This is a genomic window from Mariniflexile gromovii (assembly GCF_017814435.1).
In the GTDB taxonomy this organism is placed as follows: Bacteria; Bacteroidota; Bacteroidia; order Flavobacteriales; family Flavobacteriaceae; genus Mariniflexile; species Mariniflexile gromovii.
In genome coordinates this window covers 1-19508 of the sequence record NZ_JAGJCB010000029.1, presented here as the reverse complement: position 1 = coordinate 19508, position 19508 = coordinate 1, and the positions used below count along the sequence as shown (strand labels likewise).

Below are 19508 nucleotides of genomic sequence, written 5' to 3'. Positions count from 1 at the left end.
TGTTATTTTATGGTTTGAATTTAAAAACCGTAAATTATAACAACACATGAATCCTGAACTTACCAAAACCCCTCCAAAAACCTATTCTCAAGATGAAGCTTTCAATGCTTCTTTGCAATATTTCAAACAAGATGATCTTGCTGCCCGTGTTTGGTTAAATAAATATGCCTTAAAGGATTCTGAAGGCAATATTTATGAGTTAACGCCAAACGATATGCACCGTCGTATCGCTAAAGAGTTGGCAAGAGTTGAAAAAAAGTATGCAAATCCATTTTCTGAAGATGAGATTTTCGATTTAATAAAAGATTTCAAATACATCGTTCCACAGGGAAGTCCCATGGCAGGAATTGGCAACCCATACCAAATAGCATCACTTTCAAATTGTTTTGTTATAGGAAATTCGGGAGAATCGGATTCTTATGGAGGTATTATGAAGGTGGATCAAGAACAAGTGCAACTTATGAAACGTCGTGGTGGTGTTGGTCATGATCTCTCCCACATTCGTCCAAAAGGTTCTGCGGTAAAAAATTCTGCATTAACATCTACAGGTATTGTGCCTTTTATGGAGCGTTATTCTAACTCTACAAGAGAGGTTGCGCAAGATGGTAGGCGAGGAGCGCTTATGTTGTCGGTTTCTATTAATCATCCTGATTCTGAAGATTTTATAAATGCGAAATTGGAACAAGGTAAAGTTACAGGCGCAAATGTGTCCGTTCGAATAGACGATGCATTTATGCAAGCGGTTAAAAGCGGAACCGAATACACTCAAAAATATCCTATTTTCAGTAAGGATCCCAAAGTGTCCAAAACGATGGATGCCAATAAATTGTGGAAAAAAATAGTTCACAACGCATGGAAATCTGCGGAACCTGGTATTCTGTTTTGGGATACTATTATTAATGAATCGGTACCAGATTGTTATGCCGATTTAGGTTATAAAACCGTTTCAACCAACCCATGTGGTGAAATCCCGTTGTGCCCATATGATTCTTGCAGATTGTTGGCTATCAACTTATTTTCGTATGTTGAAAATCCATTTACTGAAAAAGTGAGTTTCAATTTCGAATTATTCAAAAAACACGTAGCAGCAGCACAGCGTATTATGGATGATATTATCGATTTGGAATTAGAAAAAATTGATAATATTCTTCTTAAAATAAATGAAGATCCAGAGTTGGATGAAGTAAAGGCAACCGAGCGCACTCTATGGATTAACATTAGAAAGAAAGCTGAAGAGGGTAGAAGAACGGGTGTAGGTATTACGGCAGAAGGTGATATGTTGGCGGCCTTAGGTATTCAATATGGTAGTGAGGCAGGTAATGCGTTTTCGTTGGAAGTGCATAAAACCATTGCTATTGAAGCATACAGGAGCTCGGTGCATTTGGCGAAAGAACGGGGAGCGTTTTTGGTTTTTAATGCTGAACGCGAAAAAAATAACCCGTTTATTCAACGTTTAAAAGAAGCCGATAGTAAACTGTATTATGAAATGTTGGAATACGGTAGAAGAAACATTGCTTTATTAACCATTGCGCCAACAGGAACTACCAGTTTAATGACGCAAACAACATCGGGTATAGAGCCTGTATTTTTGCCGGTTTACAAGCGCAGAAGAAAGGTGAATCCAAACGATAAAGAAGTGCGTGTGGATTTTGTGGATGAATTGGGTGATTCTTGGGAAGAATACGTCGTGTTTCATCATCGTTTTAAACAATGGATGGAAGTAAACGGGATGGATACATCTAAAAATTATACGCAAAAGGAAATTGATAAACTCATCAAAAAATCACCTTATCACAAAGCGACCTCCAACGATGTAGATTGGATGAGTAAAGTAAGTATGCAGGGTGCTATTCAAAAATGGGTAGATCATTCTATAAGTGTAACCATCAATTTGCCTAACGATGCTACCGAAGAATTGGTTGGAGATTTATATCTAAAAGCTTGGGAAGTAGGTTGTAAAGGCGTAACTGTATATAGAGATGGTTCGCGTTCTGGTGTTTTGATTTCAAATGAAGAAAAGGAAGAAAAAACACAAGATGGTTTAACGGCATTCCCCATAAAACGTCCGCAAACTTTGGAAGCAGATGTGGTTCGTTTTCAAAATAGTAAAGAAAAATGGATTGCATTTATAGGGTTAATTGATGGCAGACCGTATGAAATTTTCACTGGATTGGCCGATGATGAGGATGGTATTTTAATACCACGTTGGGTTAATGAAGGCGTTATCATCAAAAATAGAAATGAAGATGGTACATCGCGTTACGATTTTCAGTATAAAAACACCCGGGGTTATAAAACAACTATTGAAGGTTTATCGCATAAGTTTAACCCAGAATTTTGGAACTATGCGAAACTTATTTCAAGTACCTTGCGCCATGGCATGCCTATTGATAAAATTGTCGATTTAATTAATAGTCTGCAACTCGATAGTGCTTCTATCAACACATGGAAAAACGGTGTGGGACGTGCTTTAAAACGTTATGTGGAAGATGGTACGCAAGCTAAAGGTTACCAATGCGATAATTGTAAATCTGAAAATTTAATATACCAAGAAGGCTGCTTAACTTGTAAAGATTGCGGGTCTTCTAAGTGTGGGTAATAAGTTCTTTTAATCAAATAAAAAAGGAAGTTGATGGTTGTTGACTTCCTTTTTTGTTTTTTTTAAAAATTTATTGGTGTTTTTGTTTAGCGCCTTTCTTAAGAATCTTCTTTCTTTTTAATATTCTAAGCACTGTTGTTTATTAGCAAATCATATTATTCATCAATTAATGTCAAGCTCAATTTTCCGTATTGTTCTTGGGAGTCATTTGCATCAATTTGATAAGTGTAATTTCCGTTTTTAAGAGGTGTTTCTCCAACGTAATCTATTGGTTGTAAAGTATATGTTTTTCCATCAATTTCTAATTCCACAAAAGCATATCTATATGCAGTTTCAAATGCCTTATAGTTAGTCGTTTCTTGAGAGCTCATGTTTTCGAAATTGGTATTCCCGGTACTAGTGTTAACAACAATGTTCTTGAAATTATATTGACTAACATTAGACAATCGAATATTCACTTCTGAAATATTATTGTTATCACTTGAACAACTAAATAGTGTTGAAATTGAAATAATTAAAATTAGAAATTTTTTCATAAACACGGTTTTATTTAAAAGATGTAAAAAAAGCAAAAAGGTTGCGTTTAAATGTTTGTGCCTCATGTTAAAAGACTAAGCTTTCTTGAATAAATTTAAACCGTAAAAACAAACTGATTCTTGTAAAAAAGTATGTAAATCCTACGTGTACTATAAATTGACTTAGCTTATTTAATAAAATATGAAACTACAAAACTTAAACTCATCTGGCAATAACGAAGGTTTTAACACTTTAACCCATAAATAACCATTTATCCGACATTATTTGTCAGGTTTTTACAAATGAAATACCTTGCTTGCCATTGGGATTTAAATGCCCTATAAATGATAAGTTCAATCCATTTCAGTAAATTAATAAAATAATTAAATGAATAAAAAGGTATTTGTATCAGGTTGTTTTGATATGCTACACAGTGGGCATATTGCTTTTTTTAAAGAGGCGTCTTCGTATGGTGATTTGTATGTGGGAATTGGTTCTGATGCCACCATTGCAGAATTAAAAGGCCGCCAAACTATAAATTCAGAACAAGAAAGGCTGTATATGATAAGTGCCATTAAGCACGTTAAAAAAGCCTTTGTAAATAGTGGTTCGGGCATTTTGGATTTTAAAGATGATCTCATAGAATTAAAACCCGATTACTTTGTTGTAAACGAAGATGGTTTTTCTCCTGGAAAAGAAGAGTTATGTAGAGAGCTTAATATAGAATTAAAAAATCTTAAAAGAATTCCAGATGCAGGTCTTCCAGAACGCTCCACGACAGCAATAAGAACGGCAGGAAATTGTTCTTTACCTTACAGAATTGACTTGGCAGGAACATGGATTGACCAGCCTTATGTATCAAAATACCACCCTGGATGGGCTATTACATTATCGCTAGAGCCTGTTATTGAATATAATGAGCGTTGCGGTATGAGTACATCTACCCGAAATGCAGCAAAGAAAATTTGGCCGTATTATTTACCTTTAGAGAAACCAGAAAAGTTAGCTGAAATTCTTTTTAAATATGAAAATACGCCTGGTTCTACAATGATATCTGGAGCTCAAGATGCCATTGGTATTTGTATGCCGGGTTTAGTAAGACATTATTACGATAATGCTTATTGGCCATTAAAGTTTGAGTCTATGCATGATGAAGAGACTTTGTCATGGCTTGAAGAGCATATATATATGGTTCTTTTATGGCCAAGGGAACAAGGTTTAGATCTTTTAACAGAAACCTACATCAATAAAGATAACGTGAAACCATTAGCTAGTGCAGCTGAAGAAGTTTGGGAGGCTATTAAAAACAAAGATTTGAAAAAATTTGCTGAAGGTTTTCTAAAGTCATTTAAAGCGCAAACAACCATGTTTCCAGCTATGGTTAATGAGAGAATCCAAGCAGAGATTGATAAATATAAAGATCAAGCATTGGCATGGAAATTAGCTGGTGCTGGTGGTGGTGGTTATTTAATATTGGTTTCAGAAAAACCCATAGAAAATGCCATGCGTATCAATATTAGAAGAAAGGAGCTTTACTAATAGGATATTTTGTGTTTTCATATTACACATATGTTAACAAAATATCTTAGTATGGAATATATGTCTCTTTACCTAGTTATTAATGTTTTCTGAACAAATTATTAAAATCAAGGTAAAGAGGCTTCATGTTTAGGGTGATTTTATAAATCTCAACCTCTTTTTAAGGACTTTTATAGTATATACATCATTCCCTTAAACTCCATATTTCATGGATAGGGTCGCCTTTACTGGACAGACCTGAGTGGTGCCAATTGCCATCAATCAGCTCGTAATTAAATTTTAAGCTAAGTCCAGCTTTAGAGTCGTCTCTTGAAAAGAATTCAATATTTTCGGTGTATTCACCATTTATGGTTGTGTAGGTGCCTCCGCCAGTGCCCATAAATTGTTTTGTTTCTGTATTGTAAGCGATCCATTGAAAGCGAGTGCCCGATAAAATTTTCATGGTCTTTCTTGGGCCACTTGTATTGCGTAATTCCGTTTTGCCGTCTCTTATTCTGCCAGACATTAACCAAGCGCCTTGTAGCTTACCGGGTGTACCGCTGTCTATTCGTTGGAATTTCATGCCACTGTTCACAATTTCAATGTTGTTATCGCTGATTTTCACTTTAAATTTAATTTCTTTGCCTACAAGCTCAGGGTTGGCGGTATCAAATTCAGCTTTTCCCGTTACCATATCACCATCTAATTGCCATGAGCCCCCATTGGTGCTAATAAACTTTCCTGTTGTAGCGTTGTAGGTAGTCATCACTTGGTATCCATCAGCAATAATAACCACGTTTTTTAGTTTGTCTCCGCTTTCAGAAGTAGAAAAAGATTCCCAAGCGCCGATTGGATTTTGTGCTTGACTTCCCAATGAGAACAAGGTGACAATGAGCAATGTAATGGTTGTTTTCATAGCTTGTATGTTATCATAATAAGGTTTAACTTTTTGAATTTTAATTAATTAACTATGTGGTAATCAATCAAATTTAGTTAATTTTTCACACATTGTCAATAGGTCTAAAAACAAGTGCCTTGTGCTACTTAGTAGGAATTACTTGTTGAATGGTGCCGTCTTCATTGTAATATAATGTATCGAAACATATGGACCTGCGAAATGGGTGCGGACTACCTTCATGTCCCCATCCAAATTTTTCTTCTACTTCAGGGTGGTTTCTATAATATAAGTCTGAATTGTGATAAAACATGTACCATTGCCCTTGGTATTCAACTATGGAATGGTGGTTTGTGCCGCTGTTCATTTTTTCTAAAATAACGCCTTTATATTCAAAAGGACCTAAAGGGTTATCGGACATGCAATATTTTATTTCGCCGCTTGTTCCAACATACGATAAATAATATTTTCCCTTGTATTTATGCATCCATGAAGCTTCAAAAAAATCATCGGTTCCTTCCAGTAGGTGAACTTTGCCATCGTATGAAATCATATCTTTATTAAGCTTAATGGCGTTTACAACCAGTTGACCCATATATAAATAGGCTTGCCCATCATCGTCTATAAATACACCCGGGTCAATAAAATCCCTGTTGCAAACAACGCCTTTGGTGTTCATAGAAATTAGCGGTTTCCGAAGAGGGTCAACAAAAGGGCCGGTTGGTTTATCGCCTACGGCAACACCTATATGAAATTGATCGGTTGGGAAATAGAAATAATACTTCCCGTTTGCTTGTATACAATCTGGTGCCCATGCGTATTTTTCGGCCCATTTCACATCTTTAATATCTAAAGCAACACCATGGTCGGTCCAGTTTACCATATCGGTAGTTGAAAACACATGCCAATCTACCATATCGAACCAATCAGCATTATCGGGATCGTGCGAAGGGTAAACATAAAGCGTATCGTTGAATACACGAGCCGATGGGTCGGCGGTGTACATATGTGTAATAAATGGATTTTGAGCTAAACTGATACTTCCGATTGTCAATGTTAAAAAAAAGGTGGTGAAATATTTCATATATATTTATTTTAGTTGTGTAATGATTAGGAACAGGATAAGCTTAAAACTGAAAAAGTTATACATATTACTAGGTAAACGAAGTTATATTTTTTCATTAAAATTTTCAATATTCTCGAATTAAATTATTAAAATCAAGGAAGAGATACTCATCATCCATTATGAACTTATAGGTTTCAGCTTTTTTGTCAGATTTTATATAAGGAGAATCAAAACGAAGGTATTCTGTGTCTATAATCTGTCCGTTAAGCTTAAAATCGGAATCAAATTTCAATTCGTAGGTGTTGTTGTTAGAGATATAATTAAGCTTCAGTTTCCTTTCGTCAAATTCAATTTTATTACTTTTAATGCGCTGTACAAATGCTTCAAAAGAACCATCTTGGGTTTTTGAACCAGCTTCCGTAATCCAAAACACGTTTTTTCCTTTTTGAATCACATCGTCGGTGGTGCCTTCTCTGAAATTTAAAGTATTGGCACCAACAAAAGCACAATAGGTTTCACCCTTTTTTCCGAAAATGTAGTTGTTAATCAACAAAATACTATCAAATTTTTCCTTTGGAAAATAGGCGTGGGTATAATCTAACAAAGCTTTTTCCATCGTTCCTTTTTTCTTTGGAATATTATAAATGGAAAGGTTCACGTTTTTATCTTGTACCGAATGTGGTAGATGCCCATATCCCACCCAATAATTAGGCGAGTGCATTTTAACATCTTTTTCAACGGCAGGATGGCAATGATAAATGGCAAAGTGGTTGCTAATATTCATGCCGGAAATATGATGCTGACTCCCATAATCTCCTGGTTGGTGGTTTTGTGCAGTATAAATGGAGTAATCTTTTGTTCTATAGGTATAGGTATTCCCTTTTTGAATGGCAGACCCTAAATATTGCGGGTTTAAAAGCTTTATGGCAAGAGGTTCCAAATGAAGGGATTTTATAATGCCAATATCTAGGTTTCTAAAATCTTTTAGGAATTCATTGGAAAACATATTGTATTTTCTAATATGGTACAAAGAGTTTCTCACCACGCTTGGGTTTATAAAAGCTTCCATGCCCCATTGCATCATTAAACTGCGCATATCTTTGCCATAATAACCTTCCTTTTTTAGTTCGGAAATATCAAGTCCGTTATTTTGTTTGATGATGACATTAGAGCTGTCTTGGGCTATTTTGGTTAGTATGGGTGGGGTTTTGTATTTTTTGCTGGTTACCAAACCGTACATCATACCAGCATCAATAGCTTCTCCGTTGCCCCAATAATACTCAGTAACGCCGCCAAATGTGTAATCTGGTCCGCCTTTTCGGTTACGTTCATAAGCACGTCCGCTGGTAGAAATAAACATGTTTTTTGAGCTTTGTGTGGCTACGTCATAAAAAAGTAAATCTAAAATTATTTGGCTTTTTTTTGAAATTTCTTCGTTTTCGGCATAATCAATTAAGTTGATTAATGCGCCAACATCTTCTTTGTAATACACATTGGAATAAAATTCGGTAAAGCCGTAATTCCATCGTATCAATAGCCAATCGCGTATACGGGTTTTTGATTTTTCCATATGTTGGCTACCTGTTAATCCGCTATTTGGAAAAACGGCATTTGGGTATTTCTGCCCAATTAGAAATTCTGCTGAAGCAAAAAGTATTTGATGGTTTTCACTCCAATAGCACATGGAGTTCTCACCTGGTTCATCCATCCAATAACGAAAATTAAAAAGCACATCTTCTATTTTCTTTTTATAATCGTTGGGTATGGCATCACCATATTCATACATAATTCGAATAAGGTTTACCAATCTAAAATCGGAACAATCGTATTCGTTTTTTATAAATTCCAATGTGGTATCCAACCTTGTCCAATCCATGTTTTTATTGCCATTCGCCAAATCCCAATACACTTTTGCTTCGGTGGTTTGTAATTTATTAGGTGGGAGGGATGGGGCTATTTTGTAATTGGCGGCACGTTTATTGGCACAAGAATTTAAAAGAATTGTAAATAAAATAAGAGCAATAAATGTGGTGTATTTAGGCTTTGTTTTTAGTGGCATGCTTTATTCGTTTAGTGCTTAGCGTCTGATTTCAAATGGTTTTAATTTAATTTCAGAAGTTAAGCGAAGTTCAACTTTTTTTATCACACTTCAAAGCACTATAAATAATTTTAAGTTTCCCATGAGGTAGTATAATTAACTAAGTTTTTAATACTCGTGTGCCGACTATTAAAAATTCATAAATTATCGTATTTTTGCACCACAATTTAAATAAGTAAATGTTAGACAAATTACAAATAGTAAAACAGCGTTTTGATGAGGTAAGCGATTTAATCATCCAACCGGATATTATGACCGACCAAAAACGTTACATTGCTTTAAATAAAGAATATAAAGATCTTAAAGTTCTTATTGGAAAGCGCGATGAATATATTGAAGTAACCAATAATTTGGCGGAGGCTGAAGAGATTATTTCTGAAGGCGGTGATCCTGAAATGGTTGATATGGCTAAAATGCAGTATGAAGAAGCCAAAGAACGCATCCCTAAATTGGAAGATGAAATCAAATTTCTTTTAATACCAAAAGATCCGGAAGATTCTAAAAACGCCGTAGTAGAATTACGTGCAGGAACAGGTGGAGATGAGGCGAGTATTTTTGCAGGCGATTTGTTTAGAATGTACACCAAATATTGCGAAAGTAAAGGCTGGAAGGTTGATACGGTAGATTTTAGCGAAGGAACAAACGGTGGTTTTAAAGAAATCCAGTTTGAAGTTTCTGGTGAAGATGTTTATGGAACTTTAAAGTTTGAAGCAGGTGTGCACCGTGTGCAACGTGTACCACAAACAGAAACCCAAGGGCGTGTGCATACCAGTGCAGCAACCGTTATGGTGTTTCCCGAAGCTGAAGAGTTTGATGTGGAAATCAACCCAAAAGAAGTACGAATAGATTTTTTCTGTTCTTCGGGTCCAGGTGGTCAGTCTGTAAATACAACCTATTCGGCGGTGCGATTAACGCATATACCAACAGGGTTGGTGGCGCAATGTCAAGACCAAAAATCACAGCATAAAAATAAAGAGAAAGCATTTAAAGTATTACGTTCTCGTTTATACGAAATGGAGTTGGCCAAGAAAAATGAAGCAGATGCTGCAAAGCGTGGTTCGATGGTAACTTCGGGTGATAGAAGTGCGAAAATTAGAACATATAATTACCCACAAGGACGTGTAACCGACCATAGAATTGGTTTAACACTTTACGATTTGTCGAACATCGTTAATGGCGATATCCAAAGAATTATAGACGAATTACAATTAGCTGAAAACACCGAAAAGTTGAAAGCTAATAGTGATGTGATTTAAATATTGGATTTTAGGTATTGGGTTTTGGGTATTAGAAATTATAATGGATGAGAAACTTTAGAGATTTAGATATATGGAAAGATTCAATATCTATTGTAAAAGAAGTTTACTTGTTAATTGAAAAATTACCAGATTCGGAAAATTTTGGATTAAAGTCCCAAATGTCCAGATGTGTTGTTTCCATTCCTTCAAATATAGCTGAGGGTTGTGCTAAAGATTCGCAAAAAGATTTTGTAAGATTCCTTCAAATAAGTTTGGGTTCTGCATTTGAATTGGAAACTCATTTTGTAATATGTAGAGAATTATCTTTTATTACTTTAGAAGAAGAAAAAATATTAAATGAAAAGTTGAATACGCTTCAGAAAAGGATAAATGCATTGATTAAATATTCTAAAAGCAAGTACTAGTATTTGATGCATAGATACTAACACCAAAAACCTATGACCCAAAACCAACTAATCACTGAAATCCAAAAAAAGAAATCCTTTCTATGCATAGGGTTGGATGTTGATTTAAATAAAATCCCGCAGCATCTTTTAAAAGAAGAAGATCCTATTTTTGCTTTCAACAAAGCTATTATTGATGCTACGCACCACTTATGCGTATCATACAAACCCAATACGGCATTTTATGAAGCTTATGGTTTAAAAGGGTGGAAAGCATTGGAGAAAACCATCAAATATTTAAACGAAAACCATCCAGATATTTTCACGATTGCCGATGCAAAACGTGGCGATATTGGGAATACGAGTACTATGTATGCTAAAGCTTTTTTTGAAGATTTAGCCTTCGATTCGGTTACTGTGGCGCCTTATATGGGTAAAGATTCGGTAGAGCCTTTCTTAGCATTTGAAAACAAGCACACCATTTTATTGGCATTAACATCCAATCAAGGTGCCTTCGATTTTCAAACGAAAACGGTTGAGGGTAAAGAGTTGTATAAACAAGTTTTGGAAACTTCAAAAACTTGGAAAAATTCTCAAAACTTGATGTATGTGGTAGGGGCAACCAAAGCAGAATATTTAGCTGATATTAGAAATATTATTCCAGATAGTTTTTTACTTGTACCTGGGGTTGGGGCACAAGGTGGTAATTTACAAGATGTTTGTAAATATGGAATGACCAATAATGTTGGTTTGCTGATAAATTCTTCTAGAGGCATCATTTATGCTTCAAATAAAGAAGATTTTGCGCAAGTAGCAGCTGAAAAAGCTAAAGAGCTTCAACAGGAAATGCAACTTATTTTATCGAAATAGAATTTACCCGTTTATAGTTTTTGGGTAATCAACTTTACTAATGTCTTCAACAAAATTTGAAATTCTTTTTTCAAATTCTTTTAAACTCATCAACTTATCCAAATTAGGTTTAATTTTTCCAACTTTACAAAAATGTGTACTCATAACGTCTTTTTTTTTTATATAAAGTACGGAAGTTTATACCTTTTGGATGTAACCAAAAAGTTAAAGAATTAATAAAAAAAATGAAATTAAGATTTCACTTGATTTCTAGAGAAATATCGAAGGGTATTTAACTTGTTTAGTAGTCGCATGGCTCTAAATTCAGCAAGGTCGCTAAGTTCAGAATCCGTTTGACGGAAATTATACGCCTGCTCCATCAGCTCTTTATATTGCTCATTGAGTTTTTTTTGACGCTTTTTTATGATATCATTGATGCTCATATAGGTGACTGAATAACAGATAATTAAATATACATTTTTTATTTATAAATGAAAAAAAATATTTAATTTATTTTTCAACCACCATAAAATAATTATGAATTAAGCTTGATTTTAGTCTTGTAAAGCGAACACTTTTCTTAATAAATCGGTAGTTCTAGAGCCTATGTTGTTGCGTATCTCTTTTTCTTCCACAGCAATCATTGTAAAAACACCTTTTAGGGCTTCGTTGGTAACATAATCTGTTAAGTCAGGATTCACATCACTAGTAAAAGGAATGCTGTTATACTTATTAATAAGGTTGCTCCAAACTTCATCGGCACCCACTTTGCTAAACGAATTTTTTATAACAGGATTGAATTTAGCATATAAAGCGGTTTGTGTTTTTCCGTTTAGGTATTGGGTTGCAGCGTCATCATTGCCTATTAATATGTTTTTAGCATCGGCAAACGTAATACCTTTTACAGCGTCAACAAAAATGGGTGTTGCTTCTTTTACGGCGTCTTCTGCAGCTCTATTCAGTGCTTTTAAGCCTTCATCAGCTAATTTGCTTAAACCAATATCTCTAAGGCCTTTATCTACTTTTTGTAATTCAGCAGGTAATAAAATTTTAACCAATTCATTTTTATAAAAACCATCGGTTTGCGTTAGTTTGCTTACTTGCTTTTCAATACCTAAGTCTAAGGCTTGTCTTAAACCAGATGCAATTTCATCGTTTCCAATACTAACGGTTCCTTGAGGTAATTGGTTAACAACTTGTTGTAATTCTGCGCAGGCAGTAAAGTTTAAAACTAAAAGAAATACTAAAATTTTACGAATCATGATTTTTATGTTTGGGGTTTAAATAATGGTAAATATAGGTATTTAAGAAAAGATTACGGTTTTATTGTTATAAACCATTACTTTTCTGTTGGTATGTAATTTTACGGCATTTGCCAATACTATTTTTTCTAAATCGCGTCCTTTTGCAATTAAATCTTCAATAGAATGCGAATGGGATACACGGGTAACACCTTGGTCTATAATAGGACCCGCATCTAATTCTTCGGTCACATAATGACTGGTGGCTCCTATAATTTTAACCCCGCGTTTAAAAGCCGAATGGTAAGGTTTTGCGCCCACAAAAGCTGGTAAAAATGAATGGTGGATGTTAATGATTTTGTTCGGGTATCTTTCAATTAATTTAGGTGAAATAATTTGCATGTACCTTGCCAATACAATAAAATCAATTTGGTATTCTTCAAGAAGTTCCAATTGTTTTTGTTCCGCTTCTTTCTTGGTGTCTTTAGTAACGGGAACGTGGAAAAACGGGATTTTAAAACTATCGGCAATCGGTTTTAAATCTAAGTGGTTACTAATAATGAAAGGGATTTCTAAATTAAGTTCCCCAGAATTATAGCGTCCTAATAAATCGTATAAACAGTGGTCGTACTTAGAAATAAACAATGCCATTTTAGGTTTTCTGGCTGAGGAGTAAATGCGCCATTTCATATCAAAAGCTTCAGCCAATGTGTTTTTAAAAGCATCTCTAAAAACATCGGCAGAAAACGATTCTTTGGTAAACTCGCTTTCCAATCGCATAAAAAATATGTTTTGCTCCCTATCAACATGCTGGTCTATGTACACAATATTGCCATCTTTTTGGGCGATAAAATTGGTGACGGTAGCAATAATATTCGGACGGTCTTTACAATGAATTAAAATGGTAATCTTTTGCATTTGAATTAAAATGATTTAAGTTCAAAATTAACCTAAAAATTATTGATGCATATTATAAGATTATAATTTTAGATAATCGTTTGTAAATGCTTATTTTTTTTGAGCATTTCGTAAATTTACACCCTATTAAATTAATTTATTTTAGAATGATGCACATATCGCCATATAAGCCAAAACATAAAATTAGAATAGTAACCGCAGCATCTTTGTTTGATGGTCATGATGCCTCTATAAATATCATGCGCCGAATTATTCAAGCTACGGGTGTGGAGGTGATTCATTTGGGCCATGACAGAAGTGTGGAAGAAGTGGTAAATACAGCCATTCAAGAAGATGTAAATGCTATTTGTTTAACCTCATATCAAGGTGGCCATAACGAGTATTTTAAATATATGTACGATTTGTTGAAGGAGAAGGGCGCACAGCATATTAAAATTTTTGGCGGCGGTGGCGGTGTTATTTTACCTTCTGAAATTAAAGATTTAATGGCCTACGGTATTGCCCGAATTTATTCGCCAGATGATGGTCGTGAACTTGGGTTGCAAGGCATGATTAATGATTTGGTAGCACAATCGGACACCCCTCTTAGTCTCCCCAACGGGGAGAATCAGCAGTCTGGAAAAATTTGTAATGAAGATGATTCTTGGTTATTGAAATTAGGAAACGATAAGGTTTTAGAAAATTTAAAAAATAAAGATGTTAATACCATTGCTAGGTTAATTTCATTGGCAGAAAATAATCATAAGGCTTTTGAAAATTTATTTGTTCAGAAGACTGAGGGTTCCTCCTCTTCGAGGAGGTTGGCAGCGGCTCCCGTTCTCGGAATTACAGGTACAGGAGGCGCAGGAAAATCATCATTGGTAGATGAGTTGGTACGCCGATTTTTAATCGATTTTCCAGAAAAAACAGTTGGTATTATTTCGGTAGATCCCTCCAAGCGTAAAACGGGTGGCGCGCTTTTGGGCGATAGAATTAGAATGAACGCCATAAACAACCCAAGAGTTTATATGCGTAGTTTGGCAACACGTCAATCTAATTTAGCTTTGTCAAAAAATGTGCATGAAGCTATTGAGGTGTTGAAAGCCGCCGAATACGATTTAATTGTTTTGGAAACTTCGGGAATAGGGCAGTCGGATACCGAAATTATAGAACACAGTGATGTGTCGTTATACGTGATGACGCCCGAATTTGGAGCTGCAACCCAATTGGAAAAAATAGATATGCTCGATTTTGCTGATTTGGTAGCTATAAATAAATTTGATAAACGAGGTGCGTTAGATGCCTTGCGCGATGTGAAAAAACAATACATGCGTAACAACAACCTTTGGGATACACCACAAGAAAATTTGCCTGTTTTTGGAACGATTGCTTCGCAGTTTAACGACCCAGGCATGAACACACTTTACAAGGCGGTTATATATAAATTGGTTGAAAAAGCATCGGCAGATTTAAAATCCACTTTTTCCATTTCAGATGAAATGAGCGAAAAGATTTTTGTCATTCCACCATCTAGAACCCGTTATTTATCTGAAATTGCCGAAAACAATCGTGCTTACGATTCTAAAGCCATAGAGCAAGTTGAAGTAGCCCAAAAATTGTATGGCATTTTTAAAACGATGGAGTCGGTTTTAAACGTCATTGCGAGTGAAACGAAGCAATCTCTTCTTGATAAAAATGGTTTAAACCACGAAGCCATCCTGAAACAAACACCCGGTGATAGTAAAGATTTTATCAGATTGTTAGTTGCCGAATTCGACCGTGTAAAACGAAATCTAGACACCTACAACTGGGACATAATAACAGGTTGGGATGAAAAAGTTAACACATATAAAAACCCGGTTTATACATTTAAAGTCCGCAATAAAGACATTAAAATAGAAACCCATTCAGAATCGCTTTCACATGTGCAAATCCCTAAAGTGGCATTGCCAAAGTACCAAGCTTGGGGCGATATTTTAAAATGGGTGCTGCAAGAAAATGTACCTGGGGAATTTCCATACACTTCAGGATTGTACCCGTTTAAGCGTACAGGCGAAGACCCAGCGCGTATGTTTGCTGGTGAAGGAAGTCCGGAGCGTACCAATAAACGTTTCCATTATGTAAGTGCCGGTTTGCCAGCAAAACGCTTGTCTACCGCTTTTGATAGTGTAACGCTTTATGGAAACGACCCCGATTTACGCCCCGATATTTACGGTAAAATAGGAAATGCAGGCGTTAGTATTTGTTGTTTGGATGATGCTAAAAAACTCTATTCCGGATTTGATTTGGCACATGTTGTGACTTCGGTTAGTATGACGATTAACGGGCCCGCTCCCATGCTGTTAGGGTATTTTATGAACGCTGCCATCGACCAACAATGTGAAATTTATATAAAGGAACATGGTTTAGAAAAAGAAGTAGAAGCTAAAATAGCGACTTTATACAAAGGTAAAGAACGACCAAAATATAATGGTCAATTACCCGAGGGGAATAATGGTTTGGGTTTGATGCTTTTGGGGGTTACGGGCGACCAAGTACTGCCAAAAGAAGTTTATCAAACCATAAAGGTAAACACCATGTCGCAGGTTCGCGGCACGGTACAAGCCGATATTTTAAAAGAAGACCAAGCACAAAATACCTGTATATTTTCAACGGAATTTGCACTGCGTTTAATGGGCGATGTACAAGAATATTTCATTGAAAACAATGTGCGTAATTTTTATTCGGTGTCTATTTCTGGCTATCATATTGCAGAGGCTGGTGCCAACCCCATTACCCAATTGGCGTTAACCTTATCTAATGGTTTCACCTATGTGGAATATTATTTAAGTCGCGGTATGGACATTAATAAATTCGGACCCAATTTATCCTTCTTCTTTTCAAATGGCATCGACCCAGAGTATGCGGTAATTGGTCGTGTAGCACGAAAAGTTTGGTCAAAAGCCATGAAGCTTAAGTATGGTGCTAATGAGCGCGCTCAAATGCTTAAATACCATATTCAAACATCAGGTAGAAGCTTACATGCGCAGGAAATCGATTTTAACGATATCCGAACCACGTTACAGGCGTTGTATGCGATTTACGATAATTGCAATTCTTTGCACACGAATGCTTACGATGAAGCGATAACCACGCCAACGGAGGAGTCGGTTAGACGTGCTATGGCCATTCAACTTATTATCAATAAAGAATTAGGTTTGGCCAAGAATGAAAATCCTATTCAAGGGTCGTTCATTATTGAAGAATTAACCGATTTGGTGGAAGAAGCTGTTCTTTTGGAGTTTGATAGAATTACCGAACGCGGCGGTGTTTTAGGCGCTATGGAAACCATGTACCAACGCAGTAAGATACAGGAAGAAAGTTTGTATTATGAAACCTTGAAACATAACGGTGCATTCCCCATTATAGGTGTGAATACCTTTTTAAGCAGTAAAGGTTCTCCAACGGTGTTGCCTGCGGAAGTAATTCGAGCCACCGAAGAAGAAAAACAGTTTCAAATAAAAACTTTAGAAAATCTTCATAAAGCACACGATACAACGGCACTTTTAAAAGCGCTTCAGCAGAAAGCCATCCAAAATGAAAACATTTTTGAAGCTTTAATGGAAGTTTGTAAAGTGTGTTCTTTAGGGCAAATTACAAACGCTTTGTTTGAAGTTGGCGGTCAGTACCGTAGAAATATGTAAGCAGTGAACCATTTTTTGCTTTATCAAAAAATGTGTGAATCGCTTACCCTGAGCGGAGTTGAAGGGGCTTTCTTTAGAAGTGACTATTTTAAAAATAAAATTCTTTTAAAAAAATGCATCTTTTTAAACATTTGTACGTCTATTATATGAACATTAAAAATAGATATTATGAAAAATAAAGAATGCACTTGCAACTGTGATGGTTGCCAAAACGGACAATGCGAAAATTGTACATGCGAAAACTGTACTTGCAGTAATTGTAACTGTTAAGTTTATTTTAATTTGAAAAGCAACGGTGTTTATTTTAGTAACTTTATACTGAAGTAAACACTGTTTTTGTAGTTATGCAAACCCAAGATATTTGGAACACCTATTCAATTGATATAAAACACTTTATATTAAGTAAAGTGAAGGATGCCGTTGTTGCAGACGATTTGCTTCAGGAAACCTTCATTACAGTACATACAAAGCTAGATACTTTAAAAGATGCCGGTAAATTAAAGTCGTGGTTGTTCGCCATTGCTAGATATACCGTTCTAGATTATTTCAGAAATAATAACATCACTTATGAAGTTTCAGAAGTTGATATGACTTTTGATGACCAAAAATTAGAACATACCAAAGAAGACTGTTTAAGGGGCATTATTATAAGTTTGCCAAAGAAGTATAGAGATCCGCTATTTTTATCTGATATTAAAGGAATAAAACAAACTCAAATATCAGAACAATTACATGTTCCATTGCCAACTATCAAATCTCAAATACAACGCGGCAGAAAGCTAATAGCACAAGGTTTTATGGATTGTTGCGATTTTAAAGTGAATGATGCCGGTTATTTAGTGGGTGAGATTAAAGATAAAAAGGATTGCAAAATGTGCCATTAAAAATTTAATTCTGTTAGATTAAACTACAAATACAAATTTTTATTATTCAATAATCAATGCGATGAAAAAACTTTTTTAACAGAGTTTTTCATCGCTTTTTTTTGCAAATAAAAACCAGTTATGGATGTATGTAAACCCTTGAACTAATATTCTTTAATAAATTTTTTGATTACCAATGCCCAGTGTAAATTTATCCTGTTTAAGTTAATTATCAAACGCAATTTACCCAAATAATTAAATCTTATACTTATGAAAACAACACTTACATACAGCTTTAAACGCCAATCAAAAAATCATTTAGATTGGTTAATAAACATTATTAAATCTGAAAAATATTCAGAAATAGAAGCATCCTTATTAAGCAATAATAGCACACTGTTTATAGACTAAAAAACAAGACTCTCAGTTGTTTTTTATAATCCTTGTATTTAGATACAAGGATTTTTTTTTTGTCTTAAAAATAAGGATTTTGATAACTTATTATAAAGTTAACATCCAACTGCGCTGCAATTGTTTAAACTTTTTTAATTCGCTACGTAAAATAGGTAAGAAGTCTTTTCCATTGCTGTTAGAGTTTTCTAAGCGATACGAATTTTTATAAAGCTTGTTGGTTAAACGTCTTAAAGAGGCAATGTGTTTGTGCTTTCTGTCGGTATAACGTTCCAATTCTGCATTAACAATCTCTGGAGCTAAAGAAACAGATTGTTGAACAATATCACCAGAAAAATAAATGTTACTATCTTCGGTTCCATCATTTTTCAATGCAGATAAATCATGATTTAAATACATAGAAATGCTTTGGGATAAGGCGAATATCTCAATAGCTTTTTTATATATCGGTAATTCCGATAGGTTTGATGGGGTATTAAGTGACATTTTTTTCTTTTTCTTAGCAACTGTATCAAAATTACTCACAAGAATTAACAATCAGCTTTTTATTTTAAAGTAAAATTGTATATTTACTTTAGATATTAATTTATTGAAGTTAAAATTCTTTTAAAATGAATTTAGATAATCTTAACTGGAAGATTTTGAAGTGTTTGCAAGAAAATGCACGTCTTTCCAATGCCGAAATAGGTAGGCGAGTGGGCATTAGTTCGCCAGCTGTTTCAGAGCGTATAAAACGAATGGAAGATGCAGGTATTATATTGGGTTACAAAACCGTAGTGTCGCCATTGGATATGGGCTATCAGTTAAAAGCCATTATTACGTTGCATGCGTTTATTGGTAAATTAAAACCATTTTTAGAGAAAGTAAAAACTTATGACGAAGTGTTGAATTGCTATAGGATTACAGGCAACGAAAACATTGTTATGGAAGTGTTGTTAAAAAATCAAAAACATCTGGAAACTTTTATAGATGAGCTTATTATTTATGGTGAAACCAAGACGCAAATAGTGCTATCGCACGTAACACGCTATAAAGAAGTGAAGCCTTTAAAGTAGTCTTTATTAACCCGTTGGGTATAATTATTATAACAGCCAATTTTGTACTAATTGTCATATTGATTTCTATGATAAAACCAAATTATTTTTATAAATAGTTTGGTTTTTTATTACAGCAAAAATACGGTGAATGATTTTATTTCTCACGGCGTTTAACACAGACATTTTATTTTTG

At 34.9% G+C, this 19508-nt stretch carries 18 protein-coding genes; 9 read left to right on the top strand and 9 right to left on the bottom strand.

Annotation, left to right across the window (positions count from 1 at the left end):
* Window positions 1-46: 46 nt before the first annotated feature.
* Complete coding sequence (locus J8H85_RS17985; RefSeq protein ID WP_209656978.1) at window positions 47-2599, top strand: adenosylcobalamin-dependent ribonucleoside-diphosphate reductase; 2553 nt, start codon at window positions 47-49, stop codon at window positions 2597-2599.
* A 155-nt stretch (window positions 2600-2754) separates the two neighbouring features.
* Here J8H85_RS17985 and J8H85_RS17980 read toward each other — a convergent pair whose 3' ends face one another.
* Window positions 2755-3135 carry a hypothetical protein gene (locus J8H85_RS17980; RefSeq protein ID WP_209656976.1) on the bottom strand — a complete coding sequence of 127 codons (381 nt, stop codon included), beginning with the start codon at window positions 3133-3135 and terminating at the stop codon, window positions 2755-2757.
* Between the two features lie 367 nt (window positions 3136-3502).
* On the opposite strand from J8H85_RS17980, the gene J8H85_RS17975 reads away from it, so the two are divergent.
* Window positions 3503-4654, top strand: a complete 1152-nt coding sequence (locus J8H85_RS17975) for an adenylyltransferase/cytidyltransferase family protein (protein WP_209656975.1) — start codon at window positions 3503-3505, stop codon at window positions 4652-4654.
* Window positions 4655-4838: 184 nt separating this feature from the next.
* On the opposite strand, the gene J8H85_RS17970 is transcribed toward J8H85_RS17975, so the two are convergent.
* From J8H85_RS17970 to J8H85_RS17960, 3 genes are all read right to left on the bottom strand, one after another.
* Window positions 4839-5549 (bottom strand): membrane or secreted protein, encoded by a 711-nt coding sequence (locus J8H85_RS17970; RefSeq protein WP_209656973.1) that lies wholly within the window; start codon window positions 5547-5549, stop codon window positions 4839-4841.
* Window positions 5550-5673: 124 nt separating this feature from the next.
* Window positions 5674-6612 carry a family 43 glycosylhydrolase gene (locus J8H85_RS17965; protein WP_209656971.1) on the bottom strand — a complete coding sequence of 313 codons (939 nt, stop codon included), beginning with the start codon at window positions 6610-6612 and terminating at the stop codon, window positions 5674-5676.
* A 106-nt stretch (window positions 6613-6718) separates the two neighbouring features.
* Window positions 6719-8653, bottom strand: a complete 1935-nt coding sequence (locus tag J8H85_RS17960) for a hypothetical protein (protein WP_209656970.1) — start codon at window positions 8651-8653, stop codon at window positions 6719-6721.
* A gap of 218 nt (window positions 8654-8871) precedes the next feature.
* On the opposite strand from J8H85_RS17960, the gene prfA reads away from it, so the two are divergent.
* From prfA to pyrF, 3 genes are read left to right on the top strand one after another with little or no spacing between them, the layout of a single operon-like run.
* Window positions 8872-9948 carry a peptide chain release factor 1 gene (gene prfA, locus J8H85_RS17955; protein WP_209656968.1) on the top strand — a complete coding sequence of 359 codons (1077 nt, stop codon included), beginning with the start codon at window positions 8872-8874 and terminating at the stop codon, window positions 9946-9948.
* 47 nt (window positions 9949-9995) lie between these two features.
* Window positions 9996-10355: a four helix bundle protein gene (locus tag J8H85_RS17950; RefSeq protein ID WP_209656966.1), complete on the top strand. Its 360-nt coding sequence runs from the start codon at window positions 9996-9998 to the stop codon at window positions 10353-10355.
* Between the two features lie 33 nt (window positions 10356-10388).
* Window positions 10389-11204 (top strand): orotidine-5'-phosphate decarboxylase, encoded by an 816-nt coding sequence (pyrF, locus tag J8H85_RS17945; protein WP_209656964.1) that lies wholly within the window; start codon window positions 10389-10391, stop codon window positions 11202-11204.
* A gap of 3 nt (window positions 11205-11207) precedes the next feature.
* On the opposite strand, the gene J8H85_RS17940 is transcribed toward pyrF, so the two are convergent.
* From J8H85_RS17940 to purU, 4 genes are all read right to left on the bottom strand, one after another.
* Window positions 11208-11348, bottom strand: a complete 141-nt coding sequence (locus J8H85_RS17940) for a hypothetical protein (RefSeq protein WP_209656962.1) — start codon at window positions 11346-11348, stop codon at window positions 11208-11210.
* A gap of 86 nt (window positions 11349-11434) precedes the next feature.
* A complete protein-coding gene (locus J8H85_RS17935) occupies window positions 11435-11626 on the bottom strand; it encodes a Lacal_2735 family protein (protein ID WP_209656960.1) in 192 nt (63 codons plus the stop codon).
* Between the two features lie 111 nt (window positions 11627-11737).
* Window positions 11738-12445 (bottom strand): DUF4197 domain-containing protein, encoded by a 708-nt coding sequence (locus J8H85_RS17930; RefSeq protein ID WP_209656958.1) that lies wholly within the window; start codon window positions 12443-12445, stop codon window positions 11738-11740.
* A 42-nt stretch (window positions 12446-12487) separates the two neighbouring features.
* A complete protein-coding gene (gene purU / locus J8H85_RS17925) occupies window positions 12488-13342 on the bottom strand; it encodes a formyltetrahydrofolate deformylase (protein ID WP_209656956.1) in 855 nt (284 codons plus the stop codon).
* A gap of 146 nt (window positions 13343-13488) precedes the next feature.
* On the opposite strand from purU, the gene J8H85_RS17920 reads away from it, so the two are divergent.
* From J8H85_RS17920 to J8H85_RS17910, 3 genes are all read left to right on the top strand, one after another.
* Entirely contained in the window at window positions 13489-17004 is a 3516-nt protein-coding gene (locus J8H85_RS17920) for a methylmalonyl-CoA mutase family protein (protein ID WP_209656954.1), read from the top strand.
* A 344-nt stretch (window positions 17005-17348) separates the two neighbouring features.
* Entirely contained in the window at window positions 17349-17888 is a 540-nt protein-coding gene (locus tag J8H85_RS17915) for a sigma-70 family RNA polymerase sigma factor (RefSeq protein WP_209656952.1), read from the top strand.
* A 249-nt stretch (window positions 17889-18137) separates the two neighbouring features.
* A complete protein-coding gene (locus tag J8H85_RS17910; RefSeq protein ID WP_209656950.1) occupies window positions 18138-18278 on the top strand; it encodes a hypothetical protein in 141 nt (46 codons plus the stop codon).
* Window positions 18279-18368: 90 nt separating this feature from the next.
* On the opposite strand, the gene J8H85_RS17905 is transcribed toward J8H85_RS17910, so the two are convergent.
* Window positions 18369-18764 (bottom strand): hypothetical protein, encoded by a 396-nt coding sequence (locus J8H85_RS17905; RefSeq protein WP_209656948.1) that lies wholly within the window; start codon window positions 18762-18764, stop codon window positions 18369-18371.
* Between the two features lie 125 nt (window positions 18765-18889).
* On the opposite strand from J8H85_RS17905, the gene J8H85_RS17900 reads away from it, so the two are divergent.
* Window positions 18890-19333 carry an Lrp/AsnC family transcriptional regulator gene (locus J8H85_RS17900; RefSeq protein WP_209656946.1) on the top strand — a complete coding sequence of 148 codons (444 nt, stop codon included), beginning with the start codon at window positions 18890-18892 and terminating at the stop codon, window positions 19331-19333.
* The last annotated feature ends 175 nt before the right edge of the window (window positions 19334-19508 follow it).